At 63.6% G+C, this 20,804-nt stretch carries 21 protein-coding genes; 10 read left to right on the top strand and 11 right to left on the bottom strand.

Translation table 11 applies throughout. From position 1 onward, the window contains the following. Positions 1–9 precede the first annotated feature (9 nt). The 5 genes from QNI87_RS01795 to QNI87_RS01775 all read right to left on the bottom strand — a co-directional run bounded on the left by QNI87_RS01795 (position 10) and on the right by QNI87_RS01775 (position 4,104). Positions 10–543, bottom strand: a complete 534-nt coding sequence (locus QNI87_RS01795; RefSeq protein WP_300593149.1) for a 2'-5' RNA ligase family protein — start codon at positions 541–543, stop codon at positions 10–12. A 52-nt stretch (positions 544–595) separates the two neighbouring features. Next, complete coding sequence (gene mltG / locus QNI87_RS01790; RefSeq protein WP_300593146.1) at positions 596–1,561, bottom strand: endolytic transglycosylase MltG; 966 nt, start codon at positions 1,559–1,561, stop codon at positions 596–598. 5 nt (positions 1,562–1,566) lie between these two features. Beyond that, positions 1,567–2,829, bottom strand: coding sequence for a beta-ketoacyl-ACP synthase II (gene fabF / locus QNI87_RS01785; RefSeq protein ID WP_300593143.1), 1,263 nt, complete (start codon positions 2,827–2,829; stop codon positions 1,567–1,569). A gap of 104 nt (positions 2,830–2,933) precedes the next feature. Further along, positions 2,934–3,170 carry an acyl carrier protein gene (locus tag QNI87_RS01780; protein ID WP_300593140.1) on the bottom strand — a complete coding sequence of 79 codons (237 nt, stop codon included), beginning with the start codon at positions 3,168–3,170 and terminating at the stop codon, positions 2,934–2,936. Between the two features lie 109 nt (positions 3,171–3,279). Beyond that, positions 3,280–4,104, bottom strand: coding sequence for a hypothetical protein (locus QNI87_RS01775; RefSeq protein WP_300593137.1), 825 nt, complete (start codon positions 4,102–4,104; stop codon positions 3,280–3,282). A 59-nt stretch (positions 4,105–4,163) separates the two neighbouring features. Here QNI87_RS01775 and QNI87_RS01770 point away from each other — a divergent pair, with 59 nt between their 5' ends. Next, positions 4,164–5,180 (top strand): histone deacetylase family protein, encoded by a 1,017-nt coding sequence (locus tag QNI87_RS01770; RefSeq protein WP_300593134.1) that lies wholly within the window; start codon positions 4,164–4,166, stop codon positions 5,178–5,180. A gap of 184 nt (positions 5,181–5,364) precedes the next feature. Continuing rightward, positions 5,365–5,802, top strand: a complete 438-nt coding sequence (locus QNI87_RS01765) for a PA2169 family four-helix-bundle protein (protein WP_300593131.1) — start codon at positions 5,365–5,367, stop codon at positions 5,800–5,802. A 166-nt stretch (positions 5,803–5,968) separates the two neighbouring features. On the opposite strand, the gene aspS is transcribed toward QNI87_RS01765, so the two are convergent. Then, positions 5,969–7,768 (bottom strand): aspartate--tRNA ligase, encoded by a 1,800-nt coding sequence (aspS, locus tag QNI87_RS01760; protein WP_300593129.1) that lies wholly within the window; start codon positions 7,766–7,768, stop codon positions 5,969–5,971. Between the two features lie 208 nt (positions 7,769–7,976). On the opposite strand from aspS, the gene rnd reads away from it, so the two are divergent. From rnd to QNI87_RS01735, 5 genes are all read left to right on the top strand, one after another. Continuing rightward, positions 7,977–9,179, top strand: coding sequence for a ribonuclease D (gene rnd, locus QNI87_RS01755; protein WP_300593126.1), 1,203 nt, complete (start codon positions 7,977–7,979; stop codon positions 9,177–9,179). A gap of 114 nt (positions 9,180–9,293) precedes the next feature. Then, positions 9,294–10,202: a hydrogen peroxide-inducible genes activator gene (locus QNI87_RS01750; protein ID WP_300593123.1), complete on the top strand. Its 909-nt coding sequence runs from the start codon at positions 9,294–9,296 to the stop codon at positions 10,200–10,202. 3 nt (positions 10,203–10,205) lie between these two features. Further along, positions 10,206–10,979: an aminoglycoside adenylyltransferase domain-containing protein gene (locus tag QNI87_RS01745; protein WP_300593120.1), complete on the top strand. Its 774-nt coding sequence runs from the start codon at positions 10,206–10,208 to the stop codon at positions 10,977–10,979. 162 nt (positions 10,980–11,141) lie between these two features. Continuing rightward, positions 11,142–11,501, top strand: a complete 360-nt coding sequence (locus tag QNI87_RS01740; RefSeq protein WP_300593118.1) for a PadR family transcriptional regulator — start codon at positions 11,142–11,144, stop codon at positions 11,499–11,501. 17 nt (positions 11,502–11,518) lie between these two features. After that, positions 11,519–12,088: a hypothetical protein gene (locus QNI87_RS01735; protein ID WP_300593115.1), complete on the top strand. Its 570-nt coding sequence runs from the start codon at positions 11,519–11,521 to the stop codon at positions 12,086–12,088. Positions 12,089–12,176: 88 nt separating this feature from the next. On the opposite strand, the gene QNI87_RS01730 is transcribed toward QNI87_RS01735, so the two are convergent. The 3 genes from QNI87_RS01730 to pgsA all read right to left on the bottom strand — a co-directional run bounded on the left by QNI87_RS01730 (position 12,177) and on the right by pgsA (position 14,457). Next, entirely contained in the window at positions 12,177–13,109 is a 933-nt protein-coding gene (locus QNI87_RS01730) for an OmpA family protein (protein ID WP_300593112.1), read from the bottom strand. A 214-nt stretch (positions 13,110–13,323) separates the two neighbouring features. After that, positions 13,324–13,767: a hypothetical protein gene (locus tag QNI87_RS01725; RefSeq protein WP_300593109.1), complete on the bottom strand. Its 444-nt coding sequence runs from the start codon at positions 13,765–13,767 to the stop codon at positions 13,324–13,326. Positions 13,768–13,848: 81 nt separating this feature from the next. Next, positions 13,849–14,457 carry a CDP-diacylglycerol--glycerol-3-phosphate 3-phosphatidyltransferase gene (pgsA, locus tag QNI87_RS01720; protein WP_300593106.1) on the bottom strand — a complete coding sequence of 203 codons (609 nt, stop codon included), beginning with the start codon at positions 14,455–14,457 and terminating at the stop codon, positions 13,849–13,851. A 177-nt stretch (positions 14,458–14,634) separates the two neighbouring features. On the opposite strand from pgsA, the gene QNI87_RS01715 reads away from it, so the two are divergent. Continuing rightward, on the top strand, positions 14,635–16,074 hold the full coding sequence (locus QNI87_RS01715; RefSeq protein WP_300593103.1) for an MFS transporter: 1,440 nt from the start codon (positions 14,635–14,637) through the stop codon (positions 16,072–16,074). Positions 16,075–16,141: 67 nt separating this feature from the next. Here the strand turns inward: QNI87_RS01715 and QNI87_RS01710 are convergent, their stop codons facing one another. Next, positions 16,142–16,435 carry a hypothetical protein gene (locus QNI87_RS01710; protein WP_300593101.1) on the bottom strand — a complete coding sequence of 98 codons (294 nt, stop codon included), beginning with the start codon at positions 16,433–16,435 and terminating at the stop codon, positions 16,142–16,144. A 223-nt stretch (positions 16,436–16,658) separates the two neighbouring features. Here QNI87_RS01710 and QNI87_RS01705 point away from each other — a divergent pair, with 223 nt between their 5' ends. Further along, positions 16,659–18,350 carry a thiamine pyrophosphate-binding protein gene (locus QNI87_RS01705; protein WP_300593098.1) on the top strand — a complete coding sequence of 564 codons (1,692 nt, stop codon included), beginning with the start codon at positions 16,659–16,661 and terminating at the stop codon, positions 18,348–18,350. Between the two features lie 28 nt (positions 18,351–18,378). Here the strand turns inward: QNI87_RS01705 and QNI87_RS01700 are convergent, their stop codons facing one another. Beyond that, a complete protein-coding gene (locus tag QNI87_RS01700) occupies positions 18,379–18,801 on the bottom strand; it encodes an EVE domain-containing protein (protein WP_300593095.1) in 423 nt (140 codons plus the stop codon). A 172-nt stretch (positions 18,802–18,973) separates the two neighbouring features. Here QNI87_RS01700 and QNI87_RS01695 point away from each other — a divergent pair, with 172 nt between their 5' ends. Beyond that, on the top strand, positions 18,974–20,719 hold the full coding sequence (locus QNI87_RS01695; protein WP_300595282.1) for an EAL domain-containing protein: 1,746 nt from the start codon (positions 18,974–18,976) through the stop codon (positions 20,717–20,719). Positions 20,720–20,804: the final 85 nt, after the last annotated feature.

The following is a 20,804-nucleotide window of genomic DNA, read 5'->3' as shown; positions in this document are numbered from 1 at the left end:
CGCCGGTGTTCAACCAGGCCGCGCGCGGCCACGAAACGCGCTGCGCTTCACAAGATCCCACGGACCGCCGCGATAAAGGTGAAGCTCAAGCGCCGGGAACGCAAACGCCCCGCGATCCGCGCGCGCTTCGACCTCCGAGGCGAGGCTCGCCTGGAGCGCCCTCGCCTCGCGCTTCGTCACCTTGTTCTGGATCGTGATGTGCGGGCGCGGCTCGTAGAGGTCCTGTTCGGTAAGGCTCCCATGAAAATGATCCGCAATCATGGCGCGAAGGGCCAGTAGATCGGGCGAGGCCAGGGCGATCGCGGTGCCGGTACCAAGATCCATGATGCCAGAAATCGATGCGGTAGGCGCGGCGAACTCGCCGCTCACGCGCGGAAGGAAGTCTGTCAGCTCGTCCAGCAGCGACGGGGCGAAAGAGTGAAACAGCGTGACATGCGCGTGCAGGTGATTGCGTGTCGGCGGGTAATGCGCGCGGCGCAAACCCTCCGCCCAGCTCTGAATGTCCGGCGGCAGAGCGGCGGTCAGGATGAAAGGCTGGGCCATAGCGGCTGCGTTTCACCGCTCCCGCGGCGCCTCTTCACACGATCGAGACCCATCACATCTCGCCGCGCTCGCGGCGCAGGCGGTACCATTTCTCGACATTCGCGTTGTGCTCTTCGTTGGTCTCGGCAAATTTGTGGCCGCCCGTGCCGTCGGCGACCATGAACAAGGCGCCCGTCTGCGCAGGGTCGAGCACCGCAGCGATACTCTCGCGCCCGGGATTGGTGATCGGGCCAACCGGCAGCCCCACGCGCGTATAGGTGTTGTAGCCGTTGACCGACGCGATCTCTGATTGCCGAATGCGGCGCCCCAGCGGTTTGCCTTTGGTGATGGGGTAGATGATGGTCGGGTCGGCCTGCAACAACATGCCGGTGCGAACGCGGTTCGAATAGAGCCCCGCAATCTGGCGCCGTTCTTCGGGTTTGCCGGTTTCCTTTTCGACGATCGAGGCAAGGATCAGAGCGTCGCGCATGGTCTCGACGGCCGCGTTGGGGCTGCGCCGGGCCCATTCTTCGGCAAGCGCCTGGTCCATCGCCTTCTGCATCCGCTCGACCAGCTGGGCGCGCGAGGCCCCGCGCTGGTAGGAATACGTGTCGGGAAGGATCGAGCCTTCGGGCGGCACCTCGATCTCGCCGGTCAGCAGATCGGTCGCCAACAAACGCTCGTGGACCAGGATCGAGGACATACCCTCCGGGATCGTCACGTAATGGCGAATGACATCGCCCGACTGGAAGGCGGTGAGAATATCGCCCTGATCCATGCCCGGCGTCAGCTTGAACTCGCCCGCCTGGATCGGATCGGAGGAGCCGAAGAGCCGTGCGTGCAGCAGAAAGCCATCCGCCGATGTAATCAGCCCTTCGGCCTCAAGTTTGCTCGCCACCGCCGTCAGCGAAGAGCCCGCCGGGATGACAAAGGGTGTCTCTTTCTCAACGCTGGCTTCGCCCAGAAACGAGCGCGACAGCAGCACGCCAACAAGCGCCAGAGCGACAAGGCCAGCCAGAAGAAGCCCGCCTCGCTTCATCGCCCTTACCCCGCAACCTTCTGCATGATCAGCGAGGCGTTGGTGCCGCCAAAGCCGAAGCTGTTGTTGAGCGCGGCGTTCACTTCACGCGTCTTTGCTTTGAGGGGGACAAGGTCGATACCCTCGGTTCCCTCGTCGGGATCGTGCAGGTTGAGCGTCGGCGGAACCACGCCGTCGCGCATGGCGAGGATGCAGAACACCGCCTCCACCGCGCCCGCGCCGCCGAGCAAGTGCCCGATTGCGCTCTTTGTCGAGCTCATCGACGCACCGCCAAGGGTCTCGCCCAGCACGCGCTTGACCGCCGCCAGCTCGATCGTATCGGCCATGGTGCTGGTGCCGTGCGCGTTGACATAGTCGATATCGCCCGGCTCAAGCCCCGCCTTCCTCATTGCCATGCGCATGGAAAGCTCGGCGCCCTTGCCTTCGGGGTGCGGCGCGGTGACGTGGTAGGCATCGCCCGACAGGCCATAGCCGGTCACTTCGGCGTAGATCGTCGCGCCGCGCGCCTTGGCGCGTTCGTATTCCTCGAGCACGACGATCCCGGCGCCCTCGCCCATCACAAAGCCCTCGCGCGCCTTGTCATACGGGCGGCTTGCTTCGGTCGGGCGGTCGTTAAAGCTGGTGTTGAGCGCGCGCGCCTGAGCGAATCCGGCGATCCCGAGCGGGTTGATCGTGCTTTCGGCCCCGCCCGCCAGCATGATGTCGGCATCGTCCATCTGGATCATGCGCGCCGCGTCCCCGATCGAGTGCGCCCCGGTCGAGCACGCCGTCACCACCGCGTGGTTCGGTCCCATAAAGCCATACTTGATCTGCACCTGCCCGGTGACAAGGTTGATCAGGCGACCGTGGACGAAGTGCGGGCTGACCCGGCCCGGTCCGCGCTCATGCAGATTGACACTTTCGAGCTCAATCCCCGGAAGACCGCCGATCCCTGCCCCGATAGAGCAGCCCGTGCGCTCTTTCTCGGCCTGTGTCATATCGGTGAGGCCAGCGTCCTCGATCGCCTGCCCGGCGGCATCGATCCCGTAGACGATGAAAGGATCGACCTGACGCTGGATCTTGCTGTCGACCCGCTTGTCCGGATCAAAGCCCCAGGGATGATCCTTGGGCTTCACCTCGCAGGCGATCTTGCACTTTTGCGCTTCGGGGTCGAAGCGGGTGATCGGCCCGGCTCCGCTTTCGCCGGCAATCAGGTTTTTCCAGGAGGTCTCGACATCGCCTCCAAGCGGGGTGACCAGACCAAGACCCGTTACGACAACACGGCGCATCTGCTTCTCTCTTTTCAAAACGCTACAGGCCCGAAGACCCTCTTACGGGCTCGGGCCTGCGAAACCTTCGCCCGCCTCAGCGAGCGCCTGACGCGGGAGCTGGGTTAGCCCGCGTGCTCGTCGATATATTTTGTCGCGTCGCCGACCGTGGAGATTTTCTCCGCCGCATCGTCGGGGATTTCAACGCCGAATTCTTCTTCGAAAGCCATGACGAGTTCGACGATGTCAAGGCTGTCCGCACCAAGATCATCGATGAAGCTGGCGTCCTGTTTGACCTTGTCGGCTTCGACGCCAAGGTGTTCGACTACAATTTTCTGCACGCGGTCGGCAGTATCGCTCATGTGGTTCCCTCATTAAGTCTGGGATGTGGAAATTCCCCTCGCCCCTAAAGGTCGGTACGGTTAAGCGCAAGTCAAGATAGCGCCGCGCGCAAGCCGCTTGTGGAGCGAACTAGACAAACAGGGCGCGCGTGTCCTCCAAAGCGACGTCGCTTCGCTGCGCAAGGCTTTGGCGAATCTTGTATTTGTGCGCCGTCCCGAAAGTGATGAGGGCGTTAAGGCCGTGGCCCGTGATCGCATCGAGCGCGGCGTTGATAAACGCAAGATGCGCCGCGTTGATAGCTGTCCACCCGCCCGCGCCAAGATCCGCGTCGAAATGGCGCGCATAAGGCTCGCGCGAAGCGGCGACCAGACGATCGAACTTCGACGTGTGGATGAAGAGCGGATCGTCCGAGCGCCCGCGCATCGCCTCGGCCAACTCGCGCCGCGCCGTCCGATGCTCCTCCCATTGCGCCGCGCGCGCCGGGTCTTCGCGGATCGCTGCGAGCGCGGCGCGGCGCTCGCGCGCGATGGCCGGTGTCCACCCGGCGGTGCCGACGACGCGCCAGCCCTGCGGCCGGGCCAGCGGAATGATGACGTCGGTGTATTCGGGGAAGACGCGCGTGCGCGGCTCATCGACCGCCCCGGTTTCGCGATAGCTGGAAAGAGCGCGCGCGACCCGGTCGGGCGGGATTTCGGTCAGGATCACATCGGGGTCCGCCCTCAGGATTGCGGCCCTGAGAACGTCCAGCGAATAGGCCTCGCTGGTGCGGTGGCGACCATGGATCGTGCCCATCACGTGCGCCTTCGTTGCCCCAGCGCCCGCGCCCCCGCTCCCGCCCCGGCCAGTGCCCTCGGCTGCGCCCTGGCACGCCGCGAGCGGCAGGGCGCAGCCCGCCAGACCAAGCCCGGCGCGCAGACTGATCCTCAGGGTATGTCGGCGCGTCACGCTCGGCATGATCATCCTTTCGCATTTTTTCATTCGCATCGCGTGCCTGCCCGGTTACGGCGCAAACCATGCTCACCTTTTACAGCGAACACCAGCAAGCGCACGCGCCGCTGCGCGAGCTCAATAACGGCGAGTGGATGGATTTTGCCGAGAGCCCCGCACGCCTTGGCTCGATCCTGGCCGCGCTTCCGGCCCCCTCGCCCCCGCGCGATCATGGGCTTGAACCGATCCTCGCCGTCCACGCAGGCGATTATGTCCGTTTCTTGCGCGGCGCGCACGATGAATGGCTTGCGCAGGGCCGCGAGGACGACGCGATCGGCTACGCCTTTCCAGTGCGCGGGCGCCGCCCCCTTAAGCACAACCGGATCGACGCGCGCCTGGGCCAATATGGCTTTGACGCCGCCTCGCCGATTTCTGCGGGCACCTGGACGTCGGCGTACTGGGCCGCGCAAAGCGCCTTGAGCGCTATGGGGGCGGTGATTGCCGGTGAGGCGCGCTGCGCGTTCGCCTTGTGTCGACCGCCCGGCCACCATTGCGGGCGCGACTATTTTGGCGGCTATTGCTACCTCAACAACGCCGTCATCGCCGCGCGGGCCGCTCTTGATGCCGGGCGTGGCCCGGTTGCGATCCTGGACGTCGATTACCACCATGGTAACGGAACGCAGGACATCTTTTACGAGGACGGATCGGTGTTGTTCGCCTCGATCCACGCCGATCCCAAGAGCGACTATCCCTATTTCTGGGGCCACGCCGATGAGACCGGCGAAGGAGAGGGCGCGGGCACCACGTTCAACCAGCCTTTGCCGCGCGGGACGACGTGGCCGGCCTACAGCGCCGCGCTAGACAAGGCGCTTGAACGCATCGCCCGCTTCGGCGCCCGCACGCTCATCGTGAGCTATGGCGCGGACACCTTCGAAAGCGATCCGATCTCCGAATTCAAGCTCACCACGCCCGACATGCACCGCATCGGCGCCGCGATCCATTCGCTCGATCTGCCAACGGTGACGGTGATGGAAGGCGGCTATCGGATCGACGCGCTGGGCCGCAATGTCGAGGCCTATCTGGCCGGGCTGGAAACGGGTTGAGGCGGGCATTCAAAGCTGCCCGAGGCCCAAACGACGGTAATATAACACCTCATCGCAGCTCACGTCCGGTCTGTCGAACCGAACGGATCGATACGCCGGGTGAGCCGTTAATTTATTGAAAGCGCGATACAAAGTGGCCTGTTCGAGGTCGCGACGCTTTCATCGACCCCTATCAAGGAGACCCATGAAGACTATTGAACTGCTGAAAGACCTTACCCAAACCACCTACGATTCGGTTGAAGGCTACCGCAAGGCGGCCGAAGCGGCTGAAAAACCCGCCTTCAAGAAAGCTTTTGAGCGCCGCCGCGACACGCGAGCGCAGACGCTCGAGCAACTCAACAACGCCCTCCAGGCCAACAGCGAAGCGCCGATCACGAGCGCCAGCGTCGCGGGCGAGACGCACCGAATGTTCCTGACCATCACCGATACCCTGACGCAGGGCGACGATGCGATCATTGCGCGCGTTGAGGAAGGCGAGAGCTATCTGGCCACCAAGTTTGAAAACGCCCTTGCCAACGAGAGTTCGCTCGACGCCTCGATGCGCCTGACTGTGCGCGACGCGTTCCGCGACATTCGCGAAGGCGAACGCTTTGGCGCGATGCTCGAAAAGCAATACGCATAACACCAAGGAAACGGCGATCGGGGACCATCGCCTAGGGCGTCGAGCGCGCCGGAGAGAATGGGAGAGTTCCTCCGCGACGCTCCGCCCCGACCCTACACAACATAATGTCCAACAAACCTGGGCGCGCCGCGTTTTCGCAGCGCGCCCGTTCTTTTGCCCGAAAGGGTCAGGCTTCGCCCGAGGCAGGCCTTGGCTGAGGCTCGACCACGCGCAGGTGCAGCTCGCGCAATTGCGCCAGCTCGGGCCGCGAGGGCGCGCCCATCAGCAGGTCTTCGGCCTTCTGGTTCATCGGAAACAGCGTCACTTCGCGCAGGTTCTTCGCGCCCACAAGCAGCATCACGATCCGGTCCACGCCCGCAGCCATCCCGCCATGCGGGGGCGCGCCATACTGGAACGCGCGGTACATGCCGCCGAACTCGCGCTCCACGTCATCCTTGGACAGACCGACAATCTCGAACGCCTTCACCATCGTTTCCGGCTTGTGATTCCGGATCGATCCCGAGGCGATTTCGTAGCCGTTGCACACAAGATCGTACTGGTAGGCGTTGATTTCGAGCGGGCTCTTGCTCTCCAGCGCCTCCAGCTCGCCCTGCGGCATCGAGAACGGGTTGTGCGAAAAGTCGACCTTCTTCGTATCCTCGTCATATTCGTAGAACGGGAAGTCGATGATCCAGGCGAGATCGAAGCGATCTTCGTCGATCAGACCCAATTGCTCGCCGATCTCGATGCGCGCCGCGCCCGCGAGCTTGGCGGCGTCCGCAGCCTTGCCCGCCGCGAAGAACAGGCCATCGTTCTCGCCCAGCCCCAGCTCGGCGTAGAGTTCGGCCATGCGATCGGGGCCGTGGTTCTTGGCGATCGGCCCGCCGAACTCGCCGCCCTTGCGGGTCACATAGCCAAGCCCAGCGTAGCCTTCCTTGCGCGCCCAGTTGTTCATATCATCGAAGAACTTGCGGCTCTTCTCATGCGTGCCGGGCGCCGGGATCACGCGGACCACCCCGCCCCCGCCGACAATCTTCTCGAACAGGCCAAAGCCCGACTTTTCAAAATGACTGGTGACATCGCTGATGATCAGCGGGTTGCGAAGGTCCGGCTTGTCCGTGCCGTATTTGAGCATGGCCTCGGCGTAGGGGATGCGCGGAAATTCCCCCGCAGGCGTCACCGGCTTGCCATCGGCAAAGGCCTCGAACACGCCCGCCATCACCGGCTCCATCGTGTCCCACACCTCTTCCTGCGTCACAAAGCTCATTTCGAGGTCGAGCTGATAGAACTCGCCGGGCAGGCGGTCGGCGCGCGGGTCTTCGTCGCGAAAGCACGGCGCGATCTGGAAATAGCGGTCAAACCCGGCCACCATGAGCAGCTGCTTGTATTGCTGGGGCGCTTGCGGAAGCGCGTAGAAGTGCCCGGCGTGCAGACGGCTCGGCACAAGGAAGTCGCGCGCGCCTTCGGGTGATGACGCGGTCAGGATCGGGGTCGAAAACTCGTTGAAGCCCGCCGCGCTCATGCGCTCGCGGATATCGGCGACGATCTTGGTGCGCGTCATCAGGTTCGCGTGCAGCGTCTCGCGGCGCAGATCGAGAAAGCGGTATTTCAGGCGAATGTCCTCGGGGTATTCCTGCTCACCGGCCACCGGCATGGGCAGTTCTTCGGCGGCGCTCTGAACGGTGATGGCGCGGGCAAAGACCTCGATTTCGCCCGTGGGCAGGTCCTTGTTCACCGTTTCGGCTGTGCGCGCCTTCACTTCGCCGTCGATGGTGACGACGCTTTCGGGGCGCAGCTTTTCCAGCACGGCGAGCGCGGGCGAGTCTTCGTCCGCCACGATCTGCGTGATCCCGTAATGGTCGCGCAGGTCGATGAAAAGCACCCCGCCATGGTCGCGCTTTCGATGCATCCAGCCCGACAGGCGGACGCTTTCGCCGACATTTGGGGCGGAAAGCTGGGCACAAGTGTGACTACGATAGAGGTGCATCTAAACTCTTGTCCTGTTCGAGGGTATGGCTCAAAGAGCCAACGGCGCCGGTGCGCCAGCCAAAAAAGGGGCAATCGCACGCCCCGAATAGGCCCGCGCTAACAGGGCAAGGCTCACGCTTTGTCAAGGGAGAGGCGGCCCGGTTTTTGCCGATGGCTTTGGGAACCACCCGAGAGTGGCACTCCGCTCACAAAGACAAGAAGACGTCATGAAGATACACGATCTGATCACCACCACCGACGCGCTGGCGGACTTGTGCGCGCGTCTGGCGGATTCCGAATTCGTCACCGTCGACACCGAGTTCATGCGCGAGAACACATATTGGCCCGAGCTGTGCCTGGTTCAGATCGCCAACACACAGGAAGCCGCTGCGATCGATCCGCTGGCCGAGGGCATCGATCTCACTCCCCTGCTCGATCTGCTGACCGACAATCCGGACGTTCTCAAGGTCTTCCACGCCGGCGGGCAGGATGTTGAGATCATCGTCAATATGACCGGCAAGACACCGCACCCCGTGTTCGACACGCAGATCGCGATGATGGCGATCAGCCAGTCCGAACAGATCGGGTATGCGAACCTCGTTGAAACCTGGCTCAACATCACGATCGACAAAGGCGCGCGCTTCACCGACTGGAGCCGCCGCCCGCTGACCGACCGGCAGATCGAATACGCGATCGGCGATGTAACCCATCTCTCAAAAATCTTTCCCAAGATCCTGAAAAAGCTGATCAAGACCGGACGCGGTGCGTGGCTCGATGCGGAGATGGAGAAGCTTGCGGACACGTCCAACTATGTGATCGATCCCGACACGTCGTGGAAGCGGATCCGCTCGCCCGGGCGCAACCCGCAAGTGCTGGGTCGCTTGAAAGCGCTCGCCGCGTGGCGCGAAGGCGAGGCGCAGCACAAGAACATTCCGCGCGGACGGATCATGCGCGACGAAACGCTCGCCGACATCGCAAGCCACCCGCCAAAGAAACAGGCGGACCTTGCCAAGGTGCGCGGGCTTTCGGCGGCGTGGAAGGACAACGATATCGGCAAGCGGATGCTGCGCGTGATCGCCGAGGCCGAGCCGCTGCCCAAATCGGAAATGCCCGAAAAGATGAAACGCGGCGCGCCGCTGGGCAAGGAGGGCGCGCTGGTGGCGGATTTGCTCAAACTGCTGCTAAAGATCCGCGCGCGAGAGATCGACGTCGCCGCGCGGCTGCTCACGCGCGCGGACGAGATGGAAGCGCTTGCGGCGGGCGTGCGCGATCTGAAAGTGCTGCAAGGCTGGCGCTACGATGTCTTCGGCAAGGATGCGCTCGAACTGGTCGAGGGCCGGCTCGCCTTCGCGGTGCAAAACGGCAAGCTGGCCATGGCGCATATCGACGACATGCAATCGGGTATGGAAGACGCGCTGGCGGCGGAGTAGCTCTCTTTCGTCATTGCGAGCGTAGCGAAGCAATCCGGAGCGTTGGAGCTCTGCGGCTCTGGATTGCCGCGGAGCCTTGCGGCTCCTCGCAATGACGATGTAGAGGCAGGGGCGATGTCCACCTACCTCCCCACGATCAAGCAGTTGCAATATCTCGTTGCCTTGCACGAGACCAAGCATTTTGGCCGCGCGGCGGATGCGAGCTTTGTCTCGCAATCGACGCTGAGCGCGGGCATTCGCGAACTGGAATCGTTGCTGGGCGTGACCCTTGTGGAGCGGTCGCGCCGGGTGGTGCGCTTCACTTCGCTGGGCGAGCAGGTGGTCGCCAAAGCCAACCGGTTGCTGCGCGAGGCCGAGGAGCTTGCCGATCTGGTTCAGGCGGCGGGCAAGCCCTTGTCGGGCCAATTGCGCATGAGCGTGATCCCGACGATTGCCCCCTTCGTCCTCCCGCGCCTGTTGCCGCGGCTGAAGCGCGAACGGCCCGAGCTTCAGCTTATGCTGCGCGAGGAGACCAGCCAGGACGCGATCGAAAGCCTTCAGCATGGCCGGTGCGATTGCGTGCTCCTCGCCCTGCCCTTCGACACGGGCGATGTGGAAACCGAACACATCGCCGATGATCGCTTGTTTGTCGCCTTTCCCAAAGACGACCCGCGCGATCCACCGGCCGCGATCCCGCCCGAGATGATCGAACCGGCCATCTCTGAAGGGCGCTTGCTGCTGCTGGAAGACGGGCATTGCCTGCGCGACCACGCTCTGGCCGCCTGCAACCGTTCCGAACTGCGCGCAAGCGCGGCCATGATCGGGACGAGCCTGCACACGCTGGTGCAGATGGTCGACAATGACCTTGGCCTTACCATGCTGCCGGAAATGGCGATCGATGCGGGAATTCTCGCGGGCACCGATGTCGTCACCCGCCCGCTGGAAAGCGACACCGCCAAGCGCGAGATCGCGCTGGTGTGGCGCAAGAACTCCCCGCGCGAAGCGGATTTCCGACTGCTCGCGGAAGAGTTGCGGGCGGGCTGAGGCTTGCCCCCACATTTCGCCGCGAGCTTGCCCCCGATTGTCGAGGCCTATCTGGACGAGATCACCGGGCGTTTCGAGGCGATCCTTGGCGCCAAATTGGCCGGGCTCTATCTGCACGGTTCGGCGGTGCAGGGGGATTACCAGCCGGATCGCAGCGACCTTGACGTATTTGGCCTTGTTTCGAGCCCCCTTAGCGAGATCGAACGCGATCGATTGATCGCTCAGCTTTCGCATTCGACCCTCCCCGTGCCCGCTGTGGGGCTGGAACTCACTGTCTGCCGCTCTGACGTCGCTCAGGCGCCCGTGCTCGCGTATCCGCTCGAATTTGCGCTCTCGACCGGCGCGATCTGGGGCGCGCAGGTCGAAGCCTTGGGGACATGCAGCGACCTTGTCATCCACGCCGAACTCTGCCGGCAACAGGGGCGAGCGCTTGTCGGACCGCCACCCGCTGAATGCTTCGCGCCCACCCCTCGCCACCGGCTGCGCAGCGCGGTGATCGCGGAACTGCGCTGGCACCAGGACAATCTCTCGCAAAAAGCCGCTCCTTTGTGGGATGCGAACGCCGTCCTCAACGCCGCGCGATCGGTATACGCAGCCGATGCAGGGCGGATCGTGTCCAAAACGCAAGGCGGCGAACGGTGGTTAGACAGACACCCTGCTGAAGACCTTGTCGCCGAAGCGCTCTCCCGTCGCAGCGGAGCGCGCACCGAGCCGCTCGGGAAAGAGGAGGTGCGCGCTTTCCTCGACCGCTCGATCGCGCTGATCGAGCGCATGTGAATGCTGGTCAGGTTCTGGATGCCGAGCACACGGCGAAACGATGTGCGCGGTCATGGACTTATACCACCACGCCCTGTCGAAGACTCGCCAGGTCGCTATGCTGCCCGTCGCGCTTGACTTATATCGTTCGCCGATATATTTGCTGTATCGCCCAACGATATAGTGAGAGCCGTCATAAGCACCGATCCCACCCCACCGCTGACCCCCGCTGTCCTGCATATCCTGCTCGCCCTCGCGCAGGAGGAGCGCCACGGATACGGCATCATGAAACAGGTCGCGCTCGATTCGGCCGAGACGGTCAAGATGGGTCCGGGCACGCTCTATGGAGCGCTCGGACGGCTGACCAAATCGGGCCTTATCAGTGAGAGCGAAAGCCGCGTTGACCCGGCGCTCGATGATCAGCGCCGCATTTACTACCGCATCACCAGCGCCGGGAGCGCCGTTCTGGCGGCCGAGCTCAAACGCTATCGCAATGTGGTCTCGATCGGGCGCAAGCGCCAACTCTCGGCACTGCCGGTCTAAGCAAAAGGTCGGCGCCGATGCGATACCATCAATGGTACAAAGCCTTGCTGCGGCTCTACCCGAAGGGATTTCGCGATCGTTTTGGCGAGAGCATGGCGCAGACCTTTGCCGACCTTGATCGGGAACGACGCGATGCAGGCCGTTCGCCCGCCGCGTTTCTGGCCTGGATGTTTCTGGAAACCCTGGCTTCCGTCGCACTGGAGAATGTCGCCATGCTGAATGTCACCGTCCGTCGCCTGCGCAAGGCCGCGCTTGCGTCAGGGGTGTTGTTGGCCCTTCCCCTGACCTTGACCCTTGCCAACCCGGCTGCGCGCTTGCGCGGCGGCGAAGGAGGAGGCTTCGACTGGATGCCGGGCAGCTTCGTCGTCATGGGGGTGATGTTGTTTGCCGCCGCGCTCGGCGTGCAGATCGCGGCGGAGCGGATCCACGGCCCGACCGCGCGAGCGATTGCGGTGCTCGGCGTGATCGCCTTTTTCGCCCTGATCTGGGTTGAGCTGGCGGTGGACGGAATTTCGCAGCTTGCCCTGCTGATGGCGAGTTCGCCCTCCGCGCACCTGCCTTCATCGCTGGGCCTGGAATTCGCCTGACCTCCGACAGGTCAACGCGGGCTCCGAAACAAAAGGGGCGGACCATTGCTGGCCCGCCCCTTTCTAAGCGTTCGCGTAGGGCGCAAGCTTACATCTCTTCGACGCTCTTGCTCACCAGCACGTTCACCGCAACGCGGCGATTCTGCGCGCGGCCCTCGGCGGTCGAATTGTCCGCGGTCGGGTCCGAGGCGGCCATGCCGGTCGGGCTTAGCATGCGATACGGCTTCCAGCCGCACTGCTGCTGCAGATAGTTGACCACGCGGCCCGCCCGCTTCTCGCTGAGCTCCTGATTGATCTCATAGCTGCCGGTCGAATCGGTGTAGCCGACCACCAGAAGCAGGGCGTTCTCGTTGGTCTCCGCCTGCTGCGCAGCATCGCACAGCTCGGCGCGCGCCGACGGGGAGAGCGCGTATTTGCCCGTGTCGAAATAGACGTTGGTGGTGCCCTTGATGTTGTACTTGTCGATGTCGCCAAAGCGTCCGCGCAGCGCCTCGGTCGCCGCCGCGTTGCGCACGGTCGCCTCGGTGTTGGCGCCGATCTTCGCGCCCTGCTGAGCGAACTTCTGCTGGGTGCCGGTCTGGATCATCTGCGCGGTCTTGAGATCGCGCGTCTTCAGATTGACCTTGCTGGCAACAAGACCGCTGCCCCACTGGACCGTCTCGACCTTGACGGGAATGCCGTTGAGGATCTGGTCCATGCCAAGCTCGTCGCGCGCGAGGCCCAGAAAGCCTCCGCTCGCCTTGATTTCGGTACCCTCGCCTACGGTCACGATCGAACTCGTGCCATCGGCCTGGGTGACTTCGACCTTGTTGCCCGAACGCGCCGACACGAAACCTTCGATATCGGGGCCTTCAGGAAAGGATGACAGGTCGGCCGGCGGCGAACCGGTCACCAGAACGCCATCTTCGTTGGTTGCGTCAACCGGCTGGGGCTGCGCTGCCGAGGGCGCCGCTGCTACAAGAGCCAGTGCGCCAAAGGCCGCAGTCCCTGTCAAAAGAGGGGCCTTCATAATCGCACGCATAATAATCTCCTTAGTCCAAATTTCCCCCCCGCGCCCGCGTGCCGCAAGCGGGGTTCGACCCACGTTAGCTGGGTAAGCGGGGGCCTGTTGCTTTACAAACCTGTCAACCGGATGAACGGTCAAGGGAGGGAAGCCCGCGAACCCGATCAGGTGAGGCGCACGGGCGTTCGGTCGTTAGTCACCGGTGTTGTGTTCGCCGCAAGAGATGACAGACTCACGAGGCCTCATGGCCGGGGATGGCGCACGATCCACCGCTGGAGAAGATCAGGCGATAATCGTCGGCGCCCCGGAAAGGACCGAGGATCGCATCGCGCGACAGGCCATCGACAAGCAGCGGTTGAGGCAGATCGAGTTCGGCGAAGATTTCCTGAAAACGCTCCTCCCCCGCCGCGAACTGGCGCTTGTCGCGATAGCGGGTGATCAGCACGATCTCGGGCTCTTCGCTTTGCCCTGCTTGCGAAACCAAAAGGCTGTAGTCGCTGATATAGCCGCGTTCGAGCGCCACCTTGCGCGCCGCCGCCCAGCCGGTTTCGTAATAGCGCCGCGCTTCGATGGCGCGGCCGGGCTGGATATCGACGACATTGAGCGTTGTCACCGCCTCGCACGACGCGGACGGAGCGATCGGTGCGGCGGCGATCAGAGCGATGCTGGCAAACATAGGGGTCTCCTCCTGTGAAAGATGGGAGCAGGTAAGACAGCGCGGATCGCGCTCGCTTGTCAATTCCGCGCACGCAGAGGATCAATCCATGTGCTTGAGGCCCACACGCAGGTAATCCCACCCCGTGATGCATGTAAGGATCGCCGCCGCCCACAGCGTGGTGAGCCCGACGACATGCGCCCAGCTTTCCGCGATCGTCTTGCACTGATCACCCAGTTCCTGACACGGCTGTCCGTGCAGCGCCCCGCCCGCGATCAACGCGCCCAGAGAGATGAGTTGAAAGGTGGTCTTCCACTTGGCCAGCTTCGAGACCGGGACCGACACCTGAATGCCGCCCAGAAATTCGCGCAAGCCCGAAACCGCGATCTCGCGCATCAGGATGATGAGCCCGGCGATGACGTGAAAGTCGCCCACATAGGGCCCGCGCAGATACCCTTGCGCGGTAAGAACGAGGATGACGGTGGCAACCATGATCTTGTCCGCGATCGGATCGAGAAAGATGCCCAGCTTCGACACGGTCCCCTGCGCGCGCGCCAGATACCCGTCGAAGAAATCGGTGATCCCGATCAGGCAGTAGAGCACAAAGCCGATTGCATAGCCGGTCTGCCAGTGCGGCCACCACAGGAAAAACGCGAGCAAAGGCAGCGCCAGAATGCGGCTGAGCGTCAGGATATTGGGCACGGTCAACATGGCACGCCAGCCCCTAGCGCGCCGCGCGCCCGCGCAAAAGACCAAGCCGCATTCCAGCGCAATCAACCGTGCACAAATGAGACGGACCCTTGCGAGCCCGCCACCTCAAGGCTTGTACCGGCTGGCGTTCGCGCTATTTGACCGGAGGTAAGGGGCCGCATTCCCGACTGCTTTGACATGACCACCTCGACGCACCTCATGCGCCAAAAGCGCTTTCTGCCTCTGATGGTCACGCAGTTCTTCAACGCCTTCAACGACAACCTTTTCAAGACCGCGCTGGTGCTGTTCGTGGTCTATTCGGTGTACAACGATGAGGCCAAGGAAAGCGTCTTCAGCGCGCTTTCGACCGGGATTTTCATCCTGCCCTTCGTGATCCTTTCCGCGCTCGCAGGCCAGCTGGCGGACACGAACGACAAGGCGATGATTATCCGGCGCGTCAAACTGTTCGAGATTTTCTGGGCTTCGCTTGGCGCGCTGGGGCTGTTCATGGCGTGGCAGGGGATCATGGTGCACACCGTGGCTATTCCGCTGCTGTTGTTCGTTGTTTTCCTTGCCGCCGCGCAATCGACCTTTCTCGCGCCAATCAAATACTCGATCCTCCCGCAACATCTGAAACCCGACGAGGTGCTGCCCGGCACCGGACTGGTCGAAGCGGGCACCTATATCGCGATCCTGACCGGCACGATCCTCGCTGGTTTCATCCGCGTCGAACACGCGATGATCGGGATCATCATAACCGCCTTTATCGGCTATTTCGTCAGCCGCTGGGTTCCCGAAGCCCCGCCGCAGGGCGATCACGAGATGCACTATCCGGTGCTTGAACCCTGGCTGGAAAAGACACCGAGGGGCGCGGCACGGATTGTCGGCTTCGTCCCGATGGTGATGTGGGACCAGCTGGTGATGAGCTGGAAGCTGGTGTTCGACACCAAGGCCAACCGCGAAATCTGGTACGCGATTCTGGCGATCAGCTTCTTCTGGACGATCGGCGCGGTGCTCTTCATCCAGTTCCCGCCGCTGGCCAAGAACCAGCTCATGGCCTCTAAGGAGGTGGCGAGCCTCTTCCTCGTAATCTTCTCGATCGGCATTGCGATCGGATCGGTTGGCATCAACGCGCTTTTGAAGGGCGAGGTCTCCGCCCGCCACTCGCCCATATCCGTGGTTTTCATGGGCGTTTTCATCGTCGGCTTTTACCTGGTGTGCCGCGCGTGGCCGGCGGACGCGTCGAACGAGTTGCTCGCGGTTCAGGACTGGATCCTCGAGCCGCTGGCGATACCGCTTTCGCTGATGCTTCTTGGCATTGCCACTGCGGGCGGAATGTTTGTCGTGCCGCTCTACGCCTTTCTGACGACCCGCTGCGAGCACGACGCGGCCAGCCGCACCATCGCGGCCAACAACATCGTCAACTCGCTGGCCATGGTCGTGGGTTCGGTCATGGCCGTGCTGCTGACCCTGGTGGGCCTTCCCACCGCCGAACAATTGCTGCTCGCCGCAGCGATGTCGGTCTTTTCGGCCTGGCTGGGATGGAAGCTGTTCACCGCCGAAAAGGAAGCGCGCGAGCGCGCGGAGCGCCCGGCGCACAACGATGACGATCGGCCCAAGGCGGAGGCCGCCGAATAGGCTGCGCGTCCGGCGGCTGGTCTGGTCCGCACCCTGGCTTTGTTTGCGCCCCGGTCTTGTCCGGCGGCTAGATTATGAAAGCGAGGATGGCCGCCGTTGTCGCGACATAGACACTGGCCGCGCCGCGCACGTCCTCCATCGTCAGGCGCCAGAGGCTTTCAGCGGGGATATCGTGCAAATCGGCCTTCACGCGCGGCGGCAGGCTGCGGCGAAACGGATGCCTCGCGCTCTCCTCGGTCAAAACGAGGCAGCGGCGAAAGGCCTTGCGCAGCGGATTGTCGTTATCGTGCGCGCTCGCACGCGGTTGGTCGGGAGCGGCGATCAGATCGCCGGTGAGGCTGGCGGGGGTACCTGTGCTCATGCGACCACGCGTTAACACTTTCTTAACTTTTGCCCAGCCCGCCGTTTCTGGCTGTCGCACAGTGGGACAGTTAGCCTTGGGCGCTATCCCCAGCCGAGGCTCCCGAGCCAGTCGAAGCGCGGTTCTGCCCGCGCGCGTTCCGCCCGTCATCAGCCACACGCGCAATCGAATTGCGCCCGCGTCAACGCGCGGCTAGAGGCGCGAACGGGATGGGAGAGCGCTTATGAACGACACCCCGCGCAGCGCGGCTGAACTGCTGGTCGATTGTCTCGCCGAGCAGGGCACGGACCGGATTTTCACCGTGCCGGGAGAGAGCTTTCTGGCGGTGCTCGACGCTTTGCACACGCGCCCGGCGATCGAGACGGTGACGTGTCGGCAGGAGGGCGGAGCGGCCTTCATGGCCTGCGCGCAAGGCGCGCTGAGCGCTGCGGAGACGCTGCGCCCCGGCGTCGCCTTCGTCACGCGCGGACCTGGCGCCACCAACGCCAGCATCGGCGTTCATGTGGCGCATCAGGATTCGCAGCCGATGATCGTGTTCGTGGGAGACGTGGCGCGGGGAATGCGCGACCGCGAGGGGTTTCAGGAGATCGACTTTGCCGCCTTCTTCGGCCCCATCTGCAAATGGGCGGCGCGGATCGACGATCCGCTGCGCATTCCGGAATATGTCGCGCGGGCTTACTCGGTTGCGATAAGCGGGCGGCCCGGTCCGGTGGTCCTCGCGCTGCCCGAGGACATGCTGCGCGAGACGGTGCCCGCCGCGCTGCGCCCTCGCCCCTTGGTAACCCGTCCTGCGCAGGCTGTGTGCCCGGACGCCATGCAGGCCCTGATCGCGCTGATCGGCGACGCGGCGAGCCCAGTTGCGATCATCGGCGGCGCGGGCTGGAACGCCAAGGCGCGCGCGCATTTTCAGAGCTTTGCCGAGCGGATCGGCCTGCCCGTTGCGACCGCTTTTCGCCGCCAGGACGCGATTTCCCCCTCTTCCCCCGTCTATGCGGGCAATCTCGGCTACGGCCCCAACCCCAGGCTTGTCGAGCGGGTCAAGGCGGCGGACCTGGTGCTCGCGGTCGGCGCGCGGCTGGGCGAGGCGACGACCGATGGCTACGATGTCCCGAGCCTTGATCACCCCGATCAGACGCTGATCCATGTCCATCCCGATCCCGATGAACTGGGCCGCGTCTATCGCACCAATCTGGCGCTGGCCTGCTCGGTCGATGAATTCGCCGAAGCCGCCGCGCTGTGGGAGGATGAGGCGATCATTCCCTTCGACGCCGGAGCCGAGGCGCACCGCGAATGGCTCGACTGGGCCACGCACACCCCCTCCCCCTCGCCGCCCGCGCTCGATATGGGCGCGTGCGTCACCGCCATGCGCGACGCGCTGCCGCCCAATGCGATCATCGCCAACGGCGCGGGCAATTTTGCCGGCTGGTGGCACCGCTACTGGCGCTATGAGGGGCACCCGACGCAGCTCGCCCCGACCGCGGGCGCGATGGGATACGGCCTGCCCGCCGCAATCGCCGCCGCGCTGCGCTATCCCGACCGCACCGTCGTCGCGGTCGCGGGCGATGGCGATTTCCTGATGAACGGGCAGGAACTGGCCACCGCGGCCCAGTACGGCCTCGATCTGCTGGTGCTGGTGGTCGATAACGGCGCCTACGGCACGATCCGCATGCATCAGGAGCGCGATTATCCCGGCCGCGTCAGCGCCACGCAGCTTTCCAACCCCGACTTCGCCGCGCTCGCCGCAGCCTATGGCGCCTGGAGCGCACGAGCGCAGACGACCGATGAATTCAAAGCCGCCCTGACCGACGCGAAAGCGCGCGAAGGCTTGCGCTTCATCCACATGGTGATCGACGTCGAGCAGCTGGCCGCGAGCGGCGCGAGCGTCAGCGGCCTGCGCGCCAAAGCCGGTCTGTGACCCGAGCTGCGGGCGAGAAGAGCGCTCGCTACCCTTCGGCCATCCGGCAGATGATCTCCCACTCCTCGGGCGTGATCCTAGCCACCGAGAGGCGCGAGAGACGCACCAGTTCGCATTCGGCAAGCTCGGGCCTCGCCTTGATCGCCTTGAGCGTGACCGGGTGATCGAACCTGCGCTTCGGCTTGATCTTCACCGCAGCCCATTTGCCGGTCTCATCGGTGGGATCGAGGATGCCTTCGACCGTGATCGTGACAATGCCGACAATCTCCAGCCCCTCACGCGAGTGGTAGAAGAACGCCTCATCGCCCACCTTCATTGCCAGAAGATTGTTCTTGGCCAGATGGTTGCGAACGCCGTCCCACACGCCCTCCTTCTCGGCCACGAGGTCGTCCCAACTGTATTTGAACGGCTCGGATTTCATCAGCCAGTAGTTTGCGGGCGCTTTTGTCATGGCTCGATTGGGCTCCTTCGGGATGGCGCGATCGCAGAGCCCTAGCGGCCCAGCGCCGCAGCTGTCACCCCTTGAGCGACGCCGATGGCACCCGATTAACCCGATTTTCACGCGTTTGTAGGCATTTAACCGCGGTCGAACGCGCACAAAGGAAAGGGCCAGCAACGTGGCCATGGGGACTATGGGCACAAACACGGAGGGAACCACCACTGTGGAGCACCAAGAGAGGATGTTTCCCCCTCCGCACGAAAGCCAGATCAAGGCTGAACGCGACCTCGTGGCGCTGGGCATTGCCGTGTGCGCCATCTGCCTGTTCGTCGCGACCGGCGGAACCGTCCTTCCCGACGTGATCCGCTCGTTCGACACCGGAACGCAGGCCCCCAGCCATTTGCTGGCCACCGCCCTGTTTCTCAACATCGCGCTGATCATCTTCAGCTGGCGTCGCTATCGCCAGCTGCGCGAGGAAATCGCCATTCGCATGCAGGCCGAGCGCGACGCGCGTCGGCTTTCCGCGACCGATCCGCTGACCGGATGCCTCAATCGCCGCGCCATGGCCGAACACTCCGAACGCCAGCGCCACGAAGCCAACGCCAATGGCGAAGCGCTGGCCTATGTCCTGATCGATGTCGACAACTTCAAGCAGATCAACGACATGCATGGCCACACCGTCGGCGATGCAGTCCTGCTGGAGTTTGCGCGCCGCGTGCAGGAAGTGCTGCCGGGCGGTGTCAATCTGGCGCGGATCGGAGGGGACGAGTTCGGGTTTACCTATCCCTACGATCCCGCCACGCCCGAACGCGTCGAAGATCTGGTGCTGCGCATCTACGAAAAGCTCTCGCGCCCGATCGAGACCGAGACCAATTCGATGGAGTTGGCCATTTCGATCGGCATGGCGACCGACTATGAAAAGGATCGTTTCAACCCGCTGGTGAACAGCGCGGCGGATCTGATGCAGTTTGCCGATATCGCGATGTACCACGCCAAGAAGCAAGGCAAGAACCGCTTCTTCTGGTTCGAGCCGAGCATGGAAAGCGAGCTGCGGTTTCGCAACGAGCTGGAGACCGGCATCCGCCGCGGTCTCACCGAGGGTGAGTTCGTGCCCTATTACGAACAGCAGATCGATATCGAAACGGGCGAGATCGTCGGCTTCGAAATGCTTGCGCGCTGGCGCTCACCGCAGTTCGGCCTTGTCAGCCCCGAAATCTTCATCCCGATCGCCGAGGAAATGGGCGTCATCTCCGATCTTTCGGACCAATTGATGGATCGCGCCTTTATCGACGCGAACGAATGGTCCGACGATATCACGCTGTCGATCAACATCTCGCCCGTGCAGCTGCGCGATCCGTGGTTCGCACAAAAGCTTCTGAAGCGACTGGTGCAGGCCCAGTTCCCGCCGCACCGGCTTGATATCGAGATCACCGAAAGCTGCCTGCACGAAAATATCGGTCTTGTCCGCTCGATGATCACCTCGCTTCGCAACCAGGGGGTGCGCGTCAGCCTCGATGATTTCGGCACCGGTTATTCGAGCCTTGAGCAGCTGCGCACGCTGCCCTTCGACCGGCTCAAGATCGATCGCAGCTTCATCAGCGAACTCGCGTCACCAATGGGCAATTCGCGCATTGTCGATGCGATCGTATCGATTGGGCGCGGGCTCGACATGCCCATCACCGCCGAAGGGATCGAGGATGAGGAAATCCTTGCCGCGCTTCAGCGGATGGGCGATCTCAAGGGCCAGGGCTATCTCTACGGGCGTCCCGAGCCAGCCGACGAGGTGCGCGAGCGTCTGGGCGAAAAAGGCCTGCTCGGCGAGCTCAGCGAGGGGGAGCCCGCACTAACGCAAACGCCGAAGGCCGGGATCGAAGGCGACGCTGAGCCCGAGCCCGGTGACACAGGACAGGTTCGTAGCCGGGCAAGCTAGCAGGCCTGGCGCGTTTCGCCGGTTTCGCCCTGCTTCTCGCCCGCGCGCTTCACGCCCGTTCTCATTACACCCCTCCCTTTACACC

This window comes from Erythrobacter sp. (genome assembly GCF_030066995.1).
Lineage (GTDB): Bacteria > Pseudomonadota > Alphaproteobacteria > Sphingomonadales > Sphingomonadaceae > Erythrobacter.
This window is presented reverse-complemented; position numbering and strand designations above follow the sequence as displayed.